The sequence below is a fragment of the Mesocryomonas lacus genome, from assembly GCF_055730135.2.
Genome location: NZ_JBUZWE020000008.1, coordinates 43041 through 57640, shown reverse-complemented (window position 1 = coordinate 57640; position 14600 = coordinate 43041). Strand labels below are relative to the sequence as shown.

The window sequence follows — 14600 nt, the reverse complement described above, 5'->3', positions numbered from 1 at the left end:
CGCAAGGGCTGACGCCGTGGCGCCTCGAAATCCCCCATCGTCGGGCTCCCCGGTTCCCAGCCGCCGTCTGTCGCGGCTGGCGCGGTTGGGTGGCATGGCGACGGGCATTGCCGGGGGCATGCTGCTGGATGGCGCCCGGAGGTTTGCGCGGGGCGACCGTCCCCGTCTGGAGGATTTGCTCCTGACCCCGGCCAATGTCGTCAGGGTGACGGAACAGCTGGCACAGTTGCGCGGGGCGGCGATGAAGATGGGCCAGCTGATCTCGATGGAGGCCGGCGACATCCTGCCGCCCGAGCTCGGGGCCATCATGGCGCGGCTGCGGGCCGATGCCGAGCCCATGCCGCGCCAGCAGGTGCAGGCGGTGCTCGACGGTGCCTGGGGGCCGGGCTGGCAGCAGCGGCTGGAGAGTTTTTCGTTCCGGCCGATCGCGGCCGCCTCGATCGGCCAGGTGCACCGGGCCTTCACCCGCGACGGCCGGGATCTTGCCGTCAAGATCCAGTATCCCGGCGTCCGTCGCAGCATCGACAGCGATGTCGACAATGTCGCGACGCTGCTGCGGATGTCCGGCATGGTGCCGCGGCACCTCGACGTCGCCCCGCTGCTCGGCGAGGCGAAGCGGCAGCTGCACGAGGAAGCCGACTACGGGCGCGAGGCCGATTGCCTCGAACGCTTCGCCGGCCTCCTCGGGGACGATCCGGACTTCAGGCTCCCGGCCGTCCACCGCGATCTCAGCGGCCCCGAAGTGCTGGCGATGGACTATGTCGACAGCGTGCCGATCGAAACGCTGGAGAGTGCCCCGCAGGAGGAGCGCGACCGCGTGGCCGCGCTCCTCCTCGACCTCTCGTTTCGCGAGCTCTTCACCTTCCGGCTGATGCAGACCGATCCGAACTTGGCCAACTACCGCTATGATCGGGAGAGCCGCCGGGTCGTCCTCCTCGACTTCGGCGCGACGCGGGCCTTCTCGGAAGCATTCTCAGAAGATTGCCGACGCCTTGCCAAGGCGACGCTCGCCAACGACCGGCCAGCCGTGAAGGCGGCCCTGACCTCGATGGGTCTGATCGACGCGTCCGTGCCGCAGCGCCACCAGGACAATGTGATGGCGATGTTCGACCGAGCAGCCGAGCCCCTGATGCGCTCGGCGCTTTTCGACTTCGGCGATACGCGAATCCTCGGCGACCTGCGCGAACAGGGCATGGAGTTTGCCGGAGAGCGTGACGGATGGCGCCTTCCCCCCACCGACGCGCTCTTCCTCCAGCGCAAGTTCGGCGGCACCTACCTCCTGGCTGCCCGGCTGAAGGCGCGGGTCGATGTGAAGGCGCTGCTCCAGCGCCATCTTTGAACGCAGCGCCATCTCGATCGCCGCACCGGCGGGCTGGCTAGGCAGTCTCGGCCAGCGTGGCCAAGGCATTGGGGGCCCGGAGCGAGGAAGCGCTGTCGATGAAGTTGCGTATTTCGCGCATCCGGAAGTCGGCGTCGGTCACTTGCCTGTCGAGACCCAGCTGCCAGGCCAAATCCTTTCGCTCGGGATCGGCATCGAGGGCGTCGATCCGGCCGGCATGGTCGAAGACGGCGCTGTCGTCGGCCGCGAGCTTTTCGTCGACAAGCTCGTCCGACTGCCGGCGCAACGCAGCGGCGATTTCCGCGAGCGTCAGTTCGGGGTGATACTGGACACCCCAGAACGTTCCGCCGGCGTGGCGGATCTCCGCTGCCTGGATCGGGGTGGTCGTGGTTCTCGCCAGTATCAGCGCCGAAGCGGGTAGCTCAGCCACCTCGTCCGAGTGCATGGCCGGCGCATCCCAGGCGAGCGGCCTCCCCTGCAGCAGCGGATGGTCGCGGCCGGCATCGGTAGCAACGATGCCGCGTGCGAAGGCGGCTTCCGTCCGCGGCTCTCGCGGCTTGGTCGCGCCGCCGGCCGCGACGGCTGCGATCTGCAGGCCCGCGCAGGAGCCGAAGGAAGGGACGCCGGACTCGAAGACGCGGCGCATGAAGGCGGCAGCCTCCAGCGTCTCCGGCGTTTCCTTGTTCATGCTGATCGGCGAGCCCGACAGGAAGACCGCGTCGTAGCGCCGAAGATGCGCAAGCGACGGCGGCGTGTTGCCGTCGACGCAGGACATCTCGTCGACGCGGCACCCCGGCACGAGGCTCGCCAGCGTCTCTGCGAAGGTCTCGCTGGAGGTCGCGCCGACGTCCTGGCGGCGCTCCTCCCGCTGGTCTGCGGTCTCACTGGCGACGACGAGGTAATGGGGTGGCAAGCGCGTTCCGATCGATGTCTGCTGGTTCGGCAGGGATATGGACAAGTCCCGCGCAGCCGACAGTCAGCGCCCGATCAAACCGGCGGCATTCCAGGGCGACCCTCAAACCTCACGCCGGCAGGCCGCGAGCACCCGCTCGCGGTTGAGCGGCAGGTCGTAGATGCGGCGTCCGGTCGCGTGGGTGACGGCATTGGCGAGCGCGGCGCCGCCCGGCCCTTGCCCGCACTCGCCGGCGCCAAGGAAGGGCGTGCCCGGCCGCGGCATGATCTCGACGTCGACCGAGGCCGGCAGGGCGTCGAACCGGAGGATCGGGTAGGTCGACCAGTCGACGCTCGTCACCCTCGTATCGTCGAAGGTGACGCCCTCGTAGAGCGTCCAGCTGGCCGCCTGGACGATGCCGCCTTGCACCTGGTTGCGCACGCCGTCGGGGTTGACGATCTCGCCGGCATCGACCGCGGCGTTCGCCCTGAGCATCCGCACCCGGCCGGTATCGGGCTCGACCACCACCTCCATCGCCACCGCGCAGTAGGCGGCGAGATTCTTGTAGCGGGCGAAGGCAAAGCCATAGCCATGGTTCTGCGGCGGCTTTTGCCCGGCCTTCCAGCCGAACTTCTCGGCGGCCAGCGAGACGACGTCGCGCGCCCGCGGATCCTGAAGGTGACGCAGGCGGTATTCCACCGGATCGGCATTTGCGGAAGCCGCGAGATCATCCATGAAGTTCTCGATCGAGAAGACGTTCATGTAGGCGCCGAGCCCCCTGAGCGCCGAGACCCGCAGCGGCATTTCGGTGAGGAAATGCCAGACCACGTTTCGGTTGGGGAAGGCGTAGAGCGGGTTGGAGTTGCGGTCGCCATTGCCCTCGGGCGTGATCTGCAGTTTCGGCGGGTTCGGCGTGAACGGTGTCTCAATGTGCTGCGCGGCCAGGAGCGCGCCCGCCGTTCCCGGCCGGGAATTGTGCGTGCTGCTCCAGACCTCGTAGGTCCAGTCGACGACCGATCCCTGATCGTCCAGCCCGGCCTGGACCTTCGTCACCATGCCCGGCGAGAACGGCTCCCAGGCATGTTCCTGCTCACGCATCCACTGCAGCCGCACCGGCCGACCCGGCAACGCCTGCGCCAGAAGCGCGGCATCGGCCGCCGCATCGTCGGCGCCGTTGTGGCCGTAGCAACCGGAGCCCTCGGCATGGATGCAGCGCACCTTGTCGATCTCGACGCCCAGCATCTCGGCGATGGCCTTCTGGTCGGGATAGACCCCTTGTGTGTGCGTCCAGACCGTCGTCACGCCGTCGGTGAGGACGGCCAGCGCGCAGGATGGCCCGATCGAGCCGTGCAGCTGGTAAGGCCGCGTGAATGTGGCCTCCTGCCGGCGCACGCCCGGGGTGGGCTGGCCCTCGTCGGCAACGATGCCGTCCTCGTGCGGCATCGCCATTAAGGTAGCCGGAAGCGTCGCGATCGCCGGCAGGCCCGGCCGCTCGTCCCAGACGACGAGGGTCGAGAGCGTGCGCATGGCCTTGATCGCCTGCCATTCCCGCTCGGCCAGGACGCCAATGAAGTTGCCGTTGCGAATGACCTTGAGGACGCCCGGCAGCGCCTCAACGGGCGCGAGATCGGCGCTTCGAATGACCGCGCCGGGGCTCGGCGGCCGGACGACGCGGCCGTGCACCATTCCTTCCGGGCGCATGTCCTGGACATAGGCGGCGCCGCCGGTGACCTTGCCGGGAATGTCGATCCGCTGCCGCGGCTTGCCCATCTCGCGAAAGCTGGCCGCCGGCTTCAGCCGCGACGTCGGCTGGGCGCGGACATGGATGAGCTCGGCCGAGACCAACTCGCCATAGCCGAGCCGCCGCCCGTCGGGCGACAGCACAGCGCCGGCCTCGGCGCGCAGGCCTTCGACCGGCAGCGACAGGCGCAGGGCCGCCTGACCGAGGAGGATTTCGCGCACCTGCGCGGCCGCATTGCGCACCGCGGTGCCGCTGTCCTGCACCGAATGGCTGCCGGCGGTGAACCCCTCGTTCGGGCTGCGGGCGGTGTCGGGACCAACGAGCGTCAGCTGCTCGAACGGCACCTCCAGCTCCTCGGCGGCGATCTGCAGGATGGCGGTCTTGATGCCTTGCCCGAGCTCGGCCTTGCCGGTGAACACCGTCACCGCCCCGTCGGCGTCGACCCGGATCCAGGAATCTAGGTCGGGCGTCGTCTTGAGGCTTCCCGGCAGATCCGGGGCGGCTTCCGGCGTCGCCTCGAAATTCTGCGTCTCGTCGCCGGCCTTCTCTGGTGTCTGCGCCAGCGCGCCGCTGGAAAAGCTGAGGACGAGGGCGCCGCTGCCCATGAGCAAGGTGCGGCGGTTGATGCCAGTGGACGAGGTCGCCATCAGCTCGCGCTCCCCGTCTGCTTCGGTGAGGCGATCTGCATCAGCGCTCCCGCCCGCTTGATGGCGGCGACGATCCGCATATGGGTCCCGCAGCGGCAGAGGTTCGGCTCCATGTGCGCGCGGATGTCCGCCTCGGAAGACGCCGGATTGCGCTGCAGCAGAACTTGGGCCCGCATCATCATGCCGGGGATGCAGTAGCCGCACTGTGCCGCCTGTTCCTCGATGAAGGCCTGCTGCATCGGGCCGGGCGCGTCGACCGTGCCGAGGCCCTCGACCGTCGTCACCTGCCGGCCATCCAGCAGCATCACCGGCACGACGCAGGACAGCACCGCCTCGCCATCGACCATCACCGTGCACGCGCCACACTGGCCGAGACCGCAGCCATATTTGGCGGCGTTGAGCTGGAGCTCGTCGCGCAGGACGTAGAGGAGCGGGGTATCGGGCTCCGACGTAATCTGGTGCGACCGGCCGTTGACGGTGAGGGCTACCATGCTGTTTCTCGTCTCGTCGGGTTGGCGGGGGCGGACGACGTGCCGTCGGAGGCGCGCAGCTGCGTGTCCGCATGGCCCGCCCGGATCTCGGCGACGGCGGCCTTCACGTCCGTCCAGGCCGGCTGGTCGCTGAACGTCTTGCGGATGTAGCCGAGCAAAGCGGCCATCTGGTCGTCGTCGAGGGAGCCGGCAAAGCCCGGCATCATCGGCCCCGCCTCGCCCTCTGCGGCGGGAAGGCCGTAGAGGACGACGTTGATCGGGTTCTGCGGGCTTGGCCCGTAGACCGCGGTGCTGAAGCGCAGCGGCAGGCCGCCATAGGGCACGGGGCGCCCCGCATCATGGCAACTGGAGCACGCGGCAGCGTAGATCGCCGCACCCGGATCGCTCGCCTTGGCTGCCGGCGGAACGGACTGGCTGCCGGCGGACTGCGTCTGAACCGGCGGCGGAGAGGCAAGCGCCTTCAGCGCTTCGGCCTTCGCCGTCTTTTCCGGCGATGGTTCTCCCATCACCGAGGCGACGTAGGTGGCGATCGCCCGGACATCCTCGGGCGATGCGGAGGCGAGATTGCCGGTGACCGGCGCCATCGAGCCGCGCGAGACGCCATGCTGCGCCTCCCAGCCGGTCGAGAGATAGTGCGTCAGGCTGTCGACGGTCCACGGGATCGGCGCCGGCGACGCGCCGTTCAGCGCATAGGCGGTCCAGCCCTCGGCCTCTCCGCCGGCGAAATGCGCATCGGCCTTTTCGGCGCCGAGGAGGTTGCGCGGGGTATGGCAGGCGCCGCAATGGCCGAGGCCCTCGGCGAGATAGGCGCCGCGGTTCCAGACGGCGTCGTGCGCGGGATCGTTCTCGTAGGGGCCCTTGTCGAGGAAGAGCAGCTTCCAGCCGGCCATGGCCAGCCGGATGTTGAACGGGAACGGCATCTCGTTGGCGGGCGCCGCCGCCGCCACCGGCGTGCGGGTCATCAGGTAGGCGTAGAGCGCGCGGTTGTCCGCGTCGGTGATTTTAGTGAAATGATCGAACGGAAAGGCGGGATAGAGGTGACGGCCCTCGCGGTCGACGCCCTCGCGCATGGCGCGGCCGAAGGCTGCCTCCGACCAGCGACCGATGCCGGTGGCGGGGTCCGGCGTGATGTTGGTGGCGTAGATCGTGCCGAAAGGCGTCGGCAGCGCGAGGCCACCCGCAAAAGCCTCGCCGCCGGGCTTGGTGTGGCAGACGATGCAGTTGCCGATGGCGGCAAGCTGCTCGCCCTGGCGGATGACGGCGGCGTCGAATGCCCCGACCGCCGGAGGCTCGGCTGCCGCGATCTCGGCGCGCCACGCCAGGGCGCCGAAACCGGCAGCACCCGCGGCGAGAACCAGCGCGACGCCGACGAGAATGCGTTGAAGCCTCATGCGTCTTTCACCAATCGATCGACCCCCGTTTCGGCGCTGCCGTCCACCTCTTCCGAGGGCACGCGGAACCGGACGGACGCGCCCGGATGAATGGCGCGACCATGATGAAACTTCTCGAATGATGGCAAGGGCTTGCCGGACACTTTTAGAAGAGCCGCCGCCGTCGTGGCAGATGCGCCGCGCCAGCTTGGTGCCGTGTGCGGCCTCGCCTGCAGCGCAAGGCCGCGCGGCGACGGGTCCGTCAGCGCGGCTTGGCGGGAAGACGACGGCGCGTCACGGCGAACACGAGGGCGAAGGCAGCAAAACCGGCCACCGCCCACTTGACCGGCAGCACATCCGCCGTCTCCGAGCGGACCGGCAGCATGGTGACCGAGCCGCGGCCGTCCTCGACGCCAAGCTTGCCGTCCGCCTTCGCCGCCGCGATGGCCGCCGGCGACACCACCCACTCAGCATCCCGGGACCGATCGAAGGCCATGTAGGCACCACCGACGATCACGGAGGCGAGGAGGGCGAGCACGAGTCGCGGAAGGAGGGACATGGTAATGCCTTTCGAGGGGGGGATGCGCTGGTCGACAGCGAATGCGCCGGCCGAAGGGGAACTCAGCACCGCAGGGTTGCGATACCGTCCATTGTCTCTACACCGCCTCTCGGGCGGCAGAGGCCTTGTGTCAACGCGCCGCCATCCAGCGGACCCGCCCATCCACAGCCCTTGTCTCTCCCGCCGAAGAGCGCGATCATCGATGGGAAGACGCATCCTTCCCGCATGCGCGCACCGAAAGACAGGCTCCGCATGCCCCCTCGTACGGCCTACCGCTTTTTCCGCCGGAGCCTCATCGTCCTCCTTTTGGTCGCTGCGCCGACGCTCGCACGGGCTGACGACTTTCCCGCGGGCGCCGAGACCGCCGCAGCGCTCCATCCGAGCCAACTGATGCTGAAAGCGCCGCCGCTGATGGCGGCCGGGCAGCAGAAGGAGGCGAGCTTCTGGTATTATGCCGGGCAGCTGCGCTGGCGCACGCGCCTTACCGCCGATCCCGGCCAGGATCCGACGGGCGAGCCCGCCTTGTTCGCGTCGCTGATCGAGACGATCGGGCCGTCCGTCAACGGCTGGGCTTTCGGCGATACTGCCGAGCTCGGGCGGACGATCGACGCGGTGCTGGCCTGGGACGAAGCCTATCCCGACCCGTCGCTTCCGGCCGCCCCGAGGGCCGCCACCCGCGCCGGGCTGGTCAAGCTTCGCGACCAGATCAGCCGCGAAGCCGAGGCGATCCGTGCCGAGCGCACTGCCAACGGGCTGGACAACCGGTAGCGCGGCGCAGCCCGTAGGCCGAGGCCCGGGCTCTTACTTCATGTTGGACTGGAAGATCCGGTCGAACTCGCCGCTCGCCTTGGCGAGATGCAGCCACTGGTCGACATAGGCCTTGAAGACGACGTCGCCGCGCGGCAGCAGGAAGCCCATCTCGCCGTACTGCAGCGGCTTGTCGGGGTTCACCGCGCAAAGCCCGTCATGCAGCTTTTCCTGCAGCTTCACCTCGACGGATTCAGCCACCATCACGTCGGCGCGGCCTTCGAGGATCTCCTTGAAGATCACGCGGTTGTCAGGAAACAGCTGGATCTGAGTTTTGCCAAGGCTGGCCCGCGCGAACTTCTCGTTGGTGCCGCCCGGATTGACGATGACGCGTGTCTCCGGCTGGTCGATGGCCTCGACCGTCTGGTACTTCTGGAGATCGCCGCAGCGCACGATCGGCGCCTTGCCGTTGACGAGGTACATCTCGCTGAAGAAGGCGTCGCGCTGGCGCGCCAGCGTCACCGAGATGCCGCCCATGGCGATGTCGCACTTGGCCTTGAAGTCGGCCATCAGGTCCGACCACTTGGTCTGGATGAACACCGGCTCGGCCTCCAGGGACTTGGCCAGCGAGCGGCCGAGATCGATGTCGATCCCGACGAAGTCATTGGCGCCGTCGGGACGGTAGGAGAACGGCCGATAGTCGCCGGTGGTGCAGATGTTCAGCACCTTGCGGCCGGCGACGTCGTCGAGCCGGGAGGCGGTCTCCGCAGCCGTCGCCGGCCAGGATGAAACAACGGCCAGCGCCGCCAGCACGACCCGCATTTTCAACGCCATCGCCACCATTCCTTATTGTCTCAAGCCCAGAGCATTCTTGCCCGCAGCAACCTAGACGGCAGGCGATGCGGCCAACAAGCGGGATCGCCGGCGCCGCTTGGCTTTCCTCATCTATTCCACCGAACAGGCGAGGGCGAGCGCCTCCGCCACCTCCTCGCATCGGTCTGTCAGGCTGCCCGTCGCGATCCGGATGCTGCTGATCGGAAGCACCGAGAACTTCGTGCCGGGATGCACCGCGATGCCCCGCGCCGCCAGCGTGACCAAGGCGAACGGCTCCGACGGCACCTGAAGCCAGACGCAGAGCCCTGCTCCCTCCGCGACCGGCACGTGCCGCCGGCGGAGCGCGTCGGCGAGAGCGTCGCGCCGTTGCTGGTAGAGGCCTCGCGCTTGCGCCAGACTATCGGCAATGGCGGGCTCACGCATCAGCCAGGCACCGGCCGCCTGCAGGACCCGGCTTGTCCAGCCAGCACTGAAGCTGCGGTAGGACTGGATCTGCTCGACGATGACGGCCGAGCCGGAGAGCACCGCCAGGCGGAGATCGGGACCGAGCGTCTTCGAATAGGAGAGGATGTGAACCACCCTGTCGGGAAAGCGGCCGCCGAGCGACTGCCGCGGCGCGCCTGAGATATCGGCAACCCCGTCGTCCTCGATGATCAGTGTGTCGCTGCCGTCGAGCACGTCGCCGAGCGCGGCGAGGCGCGCCGCTCCGACGGTCCTGCCGGTAACCGAATGCAACCGGGGCTGGAACAGGAAGGCTGCCGGCTTGCGCGACAGGGCATCGGCGAGCGAGGCCGGCAATGGCCCCTCCGCATCGCATTCCACCGGCAGGATGTGAACGCCGAGATCCTCGAGAATATCGAGCAGCCGCATGGCCGTCGGATCCTCGATGGCAACGAGCGATCCCGGCACGACCAGCGCATGAAGCAGAGCGTAGACGGCGTTGTAGCCGCCATTCGTCGCGAGGAATGCCCCCGGCTCGTAGGGCCATGTCGGTCGAACCGCGTCCTCCAGCTCCGGCAGGATGCGGATGCGGTCGTAACTGTTGAGGTTTTCGGCCGAGGCGCCGTAGGCGAGAGCCTCCGCAAGCGGCGGCAGCAGGCGGACGTCGGGAACGGCCTTTGACATATCGAGCACGTCGGCGCCGTAATGCCCCGAGCTCGCCAGCCGCTCCGGCTTGGCCCCGTACCGGTCGCCGCTGACGAAGGTGCCGTTCCGGCCGCGACCGGAGATGATCTTCTGGCGCCGCAACTCGCTCCAGGCCTCCGAGATCGTCGCCGGGCTGACCCCCAACACGAAGGCGAGCGCACGGATCGGCGGCAGCTTGGTGCCGACCGGCAGCGATCCCATCCGGATCAGTGCGCTGGTCTCGCGCGAGATCCCGCGCATCGTCCTGTTGCCTATCTTTTCCGCAAACCAGACGGCGGAACCGACATCGCTCATTTTGTTCGCTCTTTCGAATGTTCAGGTACGTAATAGCATTTGTACGGGGAGGTCTGAACATTTATCACAAGCGTGGCGCGAATGTTGCGAGAGAGCAGGTAAGTGTATGGCTTTAATGCTTAGATTGGCCGTCCGGGACTGGGACTACCTTACCCCTCTGGCGCTGGGGGACGTCGCCTCTGCGCGACTCGACCTCACCGTCAATCGCGTCGGCACCTTGATCGCCCATGTCGGCAAGGACCCGACCTACGACGCTGCCGAAACCTCCTTCAGCCGCTACGCCCAGCTGCGCGCCGACGGCGACGACAGCGTTTTCGGCATTCCGAACTTCATCATGCGCGGCTTTCGCCACCGCTGCATCATCACCGCAAAGTCGAGCGGCATCACCATGCTCGGCCAGCTCGCCGGCAAGCGCATCGGCGTCACCGGCTGGCGGGACTCGGGCAACACCTGGACACGGGCAGCCTTGCGCCGCGAGGGCGTCGGCGTCGACGACGCCCTTTGGTTTGCCGGCCGCCTGACCGCCGCGCATCCCATCACGGATCGCCTCGATGGTTTCGGTCGCCCCGGACGGATCGAGGCCATGCCAAGCGAGCGCCCGATGATGGAAGCCCTGGAGGACGGTTCGCTCGATGCGGTGTTCACGCCGTTCATGCCCGACGGCTTCTTCGACGAGGGCTCGAAGTTCCGGCAGGTCGTGGAAGACTTTCGTGGCGCCGAGATCGATTACTTCAACGATGTCGGCTATGTCCCGGGCATGCATCTGATCGGGCTCAAGGCCGGGATCGCGGACGAACACCCTTGGCTTGCCGAGGAACTGAGCACGCTGATCGACGAGTCGCAGCGCGTCTGGCTGCAGAAGCGCCGCAAGTATGCCGATACCACGCCGTGGATGATCGACGAGCTCCGCCGCGTGTCGCGCGACTTGCCGGAAGACTGGAACGCCAACGGCCTGGTGGCAAACGACCGGATGATCCGCGACTTCGCCGAGGAACTCCATGTCCAGGGAATCCTGCCGAAACGGCTGTCGCCCGGCGATCTCTTCCCGGGTGTCTCGGCCTTTGCGGGGGTGCCGGCATGAGGGTCGCTCTCGGCCAGTTCGCGGTCGCCAAGGTCTGGCAGGAGAATGCCGACACCTGCGTGCGGCTGATCTCCGAGGCCGTCGCCGGCGGGGCCGACCTCTTGGTGCTGCCGGAGGGCATCCTCGCCCGCGACATCACCTACCCCGCGCTGGTGCGCAAGTCCGCCCAGCCGCTCGATGGCCCGTTCATGGCGCAGCTGCTCGCGGCGAGCCGCGGCCACAGCCTGACGATTATGATGTGCGTACATGTCCCGACGGACGGCGAGCGGGTACACAACAACCTCGTCACCCTTCGCGACGGCGCCATCGTCTCGCAGTACCACAAGCTCCACCTTTACGACGCCTTCACCGGGCGCGAGTCGACCAACGTCGTGCCCGGTGACGCGGTGCCGGACCTTATCGACGTTGACGGGCTGAAGCTCGGCCCGATGACCTGCTACGATCTGCGCTTTCCCGAGCTTGCCCGCCGCCTCGCCGTCGACGGCGCCGACGTCCTGGTGCTGCCGGCCGCCTGGGTAAAGGGTCCGGGCAAGGAGGCGCACTGGGACGTTCTCGTGACGGCGCGCGCCCTCGACAACACCTGCTACGTCGTCGCCGTCGGCGAATGCGGCGAGCGCAACATCGGCGCCAGCATGGTGGTCGACCCGCTCGGCGTCGCCGTCGTCAAGGCCGTCGAAGGGCCTTGCCTGGTCTTGGCCGAGATCGACCCGGCCCGCATCGCTCATGCCCGCGCCGTTCTGCCTGTCCTCGCCAACCGCCGGTTCGTCCGGCCGGAACTCGCCTGAACCATCCGCACGCCCGTCATCTAAATCCTAGGGGAACAGCATGCCCATGAAGCTTATCGCCTCCGCCGCCCTCCTCGCCACGCTGCTGACGGGCACCGCCTCCGCACAGGAGGCAGCGATCGCCAAGCAGGAGGTCAACGAGGCCCTGCGCGCCCGGCTTCCCGCGGAAATCCAGAAGGCGGGCACCATGATCTCAGTCACGAACGGCTCCTTCCCGCCCTATGAGATCGTCTCCGCCAACGGCATGACCGGCGCCAGCGCCGATCTGTCCGACGCCATCGGCGAACTCCTGGGCATCAAGATCACCCATGCGACCGTCGGCGGCCTGCCGGCTCTCCTGTCCGGCGTGAACTCCGGCCGCTACCAGTTCGCCTTCGGCCCGACCGGCGACTTCGTCTCCCGCCAGGAGGCCAATGATTTCGTCGACTGGGTGCAGGAATACGTCGTCTTCGCCGTGCACAAGGGCAATCCGGAGGGCATCGTCTCGCTGGACACCGCCTGCGGCAAGCGGATTGCGGTCATGGCCGGCGGCTCCGCCGAAAGGGTGATCAAGGGCCAGACAACGAAGTGCGTGGCGGACGGCAAGGAAGCCATCGAGGTCCAGTCCTTCTCCGACCAGCCGACGTCGATCCTTGCGGTCCGCTCCAAGCGCTCGGACGCCTTCTTCTCGTCGCAGGCGCCGCTGACCTACTTCGTCGAACAGGCGAACGGCCAGCTGGAGCTTTCCGGCGTTGGCGAGAAGAACGGCTTCGAGAACCTCTACCAGGGCGCCGTCGTGCCCAAGGGTTCCGAATTCGGCGGCATCCTGCGCGACGGCCTCCAGATCCTCATGGACAACGGCACCTATGCCGCGGTCATGAAGAAATGGGGCCTGGGCAACAACATGATCGAGAAGGCCGGCATCAACCTCGCCGGCAAGTCGCCACAGTGAGTGGGGGGACCACCGTTCCGGCCCCGCCATCCGGCAGCACGAGAGACGGCCTGCGCGACGTCGCGACGGCACACAGGCCGTTTCGGACAGACCGGCTGGTCCTCTGGGGGCTGACGCTCCTCATCGCGGCGAACTTCGCCTGGATCGTCGCCAACAACGACAATTTCGGCTGGCCAATCGTCCTGTCCTACCTCACCGAGGAAACGGTTCTGCGCGGCCTCACCGTCACCCTCTGGCTGACGGTCGTCGCCATGGCGCTCGGCACCGCCCTCGGATTGCTGCTCGCCATCGCCCGCATGTCCAACGACAAGCTGGCGAGCACGCTGGCCGGCCTGTTCATCTGGTTCTTCCGCGGCACGCCGCTCCTGGTCCAGCTGATCTTCTGGTACAACATGTCGACCCTGTTCCCGGAGATCTCGATCGCGATCCCGTTCGGCCCGACGCTCGCCAGCTGGAACACCAACGACCTCATCACCCCCATCACCGCGGCCATCGTCGGCCTCGCGCTGAACGAGGCGGCCTACATGGCCGAGATCATCCGCGGTGGCCTTCTGTCGGTGGACAAGGGGCAAGTCGAGACCGCGGCCGCCTTCGGCATGACGCGCGGCCGCGCCTTGCGCCGCATCATCATCCCACAGGCCATGCGCTCGATCGTGCCGCCGACCGGCAACCAGCTGATCTCCATGGTCAAGGCGACCTCGCTGGTGAGCGTCATCGCCATGGCGGACCTGCTCTATTCCGTGCAGACCATCTACAACTCGACCTTCGAGGTCATGCCGATGCTACTGGTGGCGGTGACCTGGTATCTCGTCATCACCTCCGTGCTGAACGTCGGCCAGGGCTTCATCGAGCGCTATTACGGTCGCGGTGAACGCAACTCGGCGCCGGCGGCGAAGAAGCCGAAGGCCGAGGCCGTCCCACCCGCTTTGGCCGCAGCAGAGGAGCCAAGCCGATGAGCGAGACCTCGACGCGTCCGCTGGTGGAAGCCCGCAACGTCCACAAGGCCTTCGACCATCTTGAGGTACTGAAAGGCATCGATCTCGACGTGGCGCCCGGCGAGGTCGTCGTCGTGCTCGGCCCGTCGGGCTCCGGCAAGTCCACCTTCCTGCGCTGCATCAACCATCTGGAATCGATCGACCAGGGCTCGATCGCCGTCGACGGCGAGCAGATCGGCTACCGCCTCAAGGACGACCGCCTGAATAAGCTTTCAGAGCGGGCGATCACCGTGCAGCGGCGCAAGATCGGCATGGTTTTCCAGCAGTTCAACCTCTACCCGCACATGACCGCGCTGCAGAACATCATCGAGGCGCCGATCGGCGTGCACGGTGTTCCGCGCCGAGAGGCAACGGCTTTCGGGCTCGAGCTTCTCGCCCGCGTCGGCCTGTCGGAGAAGGCGGACAGCTATCCGCGTCAGCTCTCCGGCGGGCAGCAGCAGCGCGTGGCCATCGCCCGGGCGCTGGCGATCAAGCCAAAGCTCATGCTGTTCGACGAGCCGACCTCGGCGCTCGATCCCGAACTCGTCGGCGAAGTGCTGGCGACGATGCGCGATCTTGCCAAAGAGGGGTTGACGATGATCGTCGTCACGCACGAGATCGGCTTTGCCCGCGAGGCGGCGGATCGCGTCGTCTTCATGGACGGCGGCCATATCGTCGAACAGGGCAGGCCCGAGGACGTTCTCGGCAATCCGCAGCATCCGCGGACGCGGGCCTTTCTCGGACGCTTCATTTGAGAGACAGAGACCTT

14 protein-coding genes are annotated in these 14600 nt (G+C 67.6%); 7 read left to right on the top strand and 7 right to left on the bottom strand.

Annotation, left to right across the window (positions count from 1 at the left end; genetic code table 11):
- The first annotated feature begins 94 nt into the window (after nucleotides 1-94).
- Nucleotides 95-1339 (top strand): ABC1 kinase family protein, encoded by a 1245-nt coding sequence (locus ACZLZY_RS13805; RefSeq protein WP_472934789.1) that lies wholly within the window; start codon nucleotides 95-97, stop codon nucleotides 1337-1339.
- 37 nt (nucleotides 1340-1376) lie between these two features.
- Here ACZLZY_RS13805 and ACZLZY_RS13800 read toward each other — a convergent pair whose 3' ends face one another.
- From ACZLZY_RS13800 to ACZLZY_RS13780, 5 genes are all read right to left on the bottom strand, one after another.
- Nucleotides 1377-2252 (bottom strand): type 1 glutamine amidotransferase, encoded by an 876-nt coding sequence (locus ACZLZY_RS13800; protein ID WP_472934788.1) that lies wholly within the window; start codon nucleotides 2250-2252, stop codon nucleotides 1377-1379.
- Between the two features lie 102 nt (nucleotides 2253-2354).
- The gene (locus ACZLZY_RS13795; protein ID WP_472934787.1) at nucleotides 2355-4619 is read right to left on the bottom strand and encodes a xanthine dehydrogenase family protein molybdopterin-binding subunit; all 2265 of its coding nucleotides are present in this window, start codon (nucleotides 4617-4619) and stop codon (nucleotides 2355-2357) included.
- Nucleotides 4619-5110 (bottom strand): (2Fe-2S)-binding protein, encoded by a 492-nt coding sequence (locus tag ACZLZY_RS13790; RefSeq protein WP_472934786.1) that lies wholly within the window; start codon nucleotides 5108-5110, stop codon nucleotides 4619-4621. The genes ACZLZY_RS13795 and ACZLZY_RS13790 overlap by 1 nt, the downstream gene beginning before the upstream one ends.
- Entirely contained in the window at nucleotides 5104-6501 is a 1398-nt protein-coding gene (locus ACZLZY_RS13785; RefSeq protein WP_472934785.1) for a c-type cytochrome, read from the bottom strand. Before ACZLZY_RS13785 ends, ACZLZY_RS13790 begins: the two co-directional genes overlap by 7 nt.
- 241 nt (nucleotides 6502-6742) lie before the next feature.
- Complete coding sequence (locus ACZLZY_RS13780) at nucleotides 6743-7039, bottom strand: hypothetical protein (RefSeq protein ID WP_472934784.1); 297 nt, start codon at nucleotides 7037-7039, stop codon at nucleotides 6743-6745.
- A gap of 252 nt (nucleotides 7040-7291) precedes the next feature.
- Here ACZLZY_RS13780 and ACZLZY_RS13775 point away from each other — a divergent pair, with 252 nt between their 5' ends.
- A complete protein-coding gene (locus tag ACZLZY_RS13775) occupies nucleotides 7292-7807 on the top strand; it encodes a hypothetical protein (RefSeq protein ID WP_472934783.1) in 516 nt (171 codons plus the stop codon).
- A 33-nt stretch (nucleotides 7808-7840) separates the two neighbouring features.
- Here the strand turns inward: ACZLZY_RS13775 and ACZLZY_RS13770 are convergent, their stop codons facing one another.
- Nucleotides 7841-8620 (bottom strand): transporter substrate-binding domain-containing protein, encoded by a 780-nt coding sequence (locus ACZLZY_RS13770; protein ID WP_472934782.1) that lies wholly within the window; start codon nucleotides 8618-8620, stop codon nucleotides 7841-7843.
- Between the two features lie 111 nt (nucleotides 8621-8731).
- On the bottom strand, nucleotides 8732-10060 hold the full coding sequence (locus ACZLZY_RS13765; RefSeq protein ID WP_472934781.1) for an aminotransferase-like domain-containing protein: 1329 nt from the start codon (nucleotides 10058-10060) through the stop codon (nucleotides 8732-8734).
- Nucleotides 10061-10166: 106 nt separating this feature from the next.
- Between ACZLZY_RS13765 and ACZLZY_RS13760 the strand changes: the two genes are divergently transcribed.
- Genes ACZLZY_RS13760 through ACZLZY_RS13740 form a run of 5 tightly spaced genes read left to right on the top strand, consistent with a single transcriptional unit; the run spans nucleotide 10167 to nucleotide 14586 of the window.
- Nucleotides 10167-11141, top strand: coding sequence for a substrate-binding domain-containing protein (locus tag ACZLZY_RS13760; protein WP_472934780.1), 975 nt, complete (start codon nucleotides 10167-10169; stop codon nucleotides 11139-11141).
- Nucleotides 11138-11926: a deaminated glutathione amidase gene (locus ACZLZY_RS13755; protein WP_472934779.1), complete on the top strand. Its 789-nt coding sequence runs from the start codon at nucleotides 11138-11140 to the stop codon at nucleotides 11924-11926. The genes ACZLZY_RS13760 and ACZLZY_RS13755 overlap by 4 nt, the downstream gene beginning before the upstream one ends.
- 40 nt (nucleotides 11927-11966) lie before the next feature.
- Entirely contained in the window at nucleotides 11967-12857 is an 891-nt protein-coding gene (locus ACZLZY_RS13750) for an ABC transporter substrate-binding protein (protein WP_472934778.1), read from the top strand.
- Nucleotides 12854-13813, top strand: a complete 960-nt coding sequence (locus ACZLZY_RS13745) for an amino acid ABC transporter permease (RefSeq protein ID WP_472934777.1) — start codon at nucleotides 12854-12856, stop codon at nucleotides 13811-13813. The genes ACZLZY_RS13750 and ACZLZY_RS13745 overlap by 4 nt, the downstream gene beginning before the upstream one ends.
- Nucleotides 13810-14586 carry an amino acid ABC transporter ATP-binding protein gene (locus tag ACZLZY_RS13740; protein ID WP_472934776.1) on the top strand — a complete coding sequence of 259 codons (777 nt, stop codon included), beginning with the start codon at nucleotides 13810-13812 and terminating at the stop codon, nucleotides 14584-14586. Before ACZLZY_RS13745 ends, ACZLZY_RS13740 begins: the two co-directional genes overlap by 4 nt.
- The last annotated feature ends 14 nt before the right edge of the window (nucleotides 14587-14600 follow it).

Excerpts from the sequence above, each read along its gene's own strand:
- ACZLZY_RS13755 (WP_472934779.1), top strand. The coding sequence starts at position 11,138 with ATGAGGGTCGCTCTCGGCCAGTTCGCGGTCGCCAAGGTCTGGCAGGAG.
- ACZLZY_RS13780 (WP_472934784.1), bottom strand. The coding sequence starts at position 7,039 with ATGTCCCTCCTTCCGCGACTCGTGCTCGCCCTCCTCGCCTCCGTGATC.
- ACZLZY_RS13790 (WP_472934786.1), bottom strand. The coding sequence starts at position 5,110 with ATGGTAGCCCTCACCGTCAACGGCCGGTCGCACCAGATTACGTCGGAG.
- ACZLZY_RS13805 (WP_472934789.1), top strand. The coding sequence starts at position 95 with ATGGCGACGGGCATTGCCGGGGGCATGCTGCTGGATGGCGCCCGGAGG.
- ACZLZY_RS13760 (WP_472934780.1), top strand. The coding sequence starts at position 10,167 with ATGGCTTTAATGCTTAGATTGGCCGTCCGGGACTGGGACTACCTTACC.
- ACZLZY_RS13775 (WP_472934783.1), top strand. The coding sequence starts at position 7,292 with ATGCCCCCTCGTACGGCCTACCGCTTTTTCCGCCGGAGCCTCATCGTC.
- ACZLZY_RS13740 (WP_472934776.1), top strand. The coding sequence starts at position 13,810 with ATGAGCGAGACCTCGACGCGTCCGCTGGTGGAAGCCCGCAACGTCCAC.
- ACZLZY_RS13770 (WP_472934782.1), bottom strand. The coding sequence starts at position 8,620 with ATGGCGTTGAAAATGCGGGTCGTGCTGGCGGCGCTGGCCGTTGTTTCA.
- ACZLZY_RS13765 (WP_472934781.1), bottom strand. The coding sequence starts at position 10,060 with ATGAGCGATGTCGGTTCCGCCGTCTGGTTTGCGGAAAAGATAGGCAAC.
- ACZLZY_RS13795 (WP_472934787.1), bottom strand. The coding sequence starts at position 4,619 with ATGGCGACCTCGTCCACTGGCATCAACCGCCGCACCTTGCTCATGGGC.
- ACZLZY_RS13750 (WP_472934778.1), top strand. The coding sequence starts at position 11,967 with ATGCCCATGAAGCTTATCGCCTCCGCCGCCCTCCTCGCCACGCTGCTG.
- ACZLZY_RS13785 (WP_472934785.1), bottom strand. The coding sequence starts at position 6,501 with ATGAGGCTTCAACGCATTCTCGTCGGCGTCGCGCTGGTTCTCGCCGCG.